General features: G+C 63.1%; 1 protein-coding gene. It reads left to right on the forward strand.

Annotated features, from left to right (window positions below):
- Positions 1–134: 134 nt before the first annotated feature.
- Positions 135–339, forward strand: a 205-nt coding sequence (locus tag L981_RS35425; RefSeq protein WP_210166430.1) for a hypothetical protein, incomplete at its 3' end; no start/stop codon positions are given.

Genomic DNA, 339 nt, shown 5'->3' on the forward strand with positions numbered 1-339 from the left:
AGACGATCGACTTCAGCCCGGGTCCCCAGACGTTCGGCACGACGCCCGTGTTGTCGGCGATGAATACTTCGGGGCTTCCAGTCGTGTTCAGTTCGACCACACCTGCTGTCTGCACGGTGACACCGCCTGGCGAATTGACGTTCCATTCCGCGGGCACCTGCACCATCAATGCCGACGCAGAGGGCAACGCTGCCTATTTCCCTGCACAGACGATTACGCGGTCGTTCGCGGTCAATCCGGCCTTGCCGGAGGCACCGACGATCGGCGCGGTAACGACGCTCGATCCGGATGGCGCCCAAGTCAACTTCACGCCACCCGTCAACAATGGCGGCGGGGCGA

It is taken from the genome of Ensifer sp. ZNC0028 (genome assembly GCF_000799055.1).
In the GTDB taxonomy this organism is placed as follows: domain Bacteria; phylum Pseudomonadota; class Alphaproteobacteria; order Rhizobiales; family Rhizobiaceae; genus Ensifer.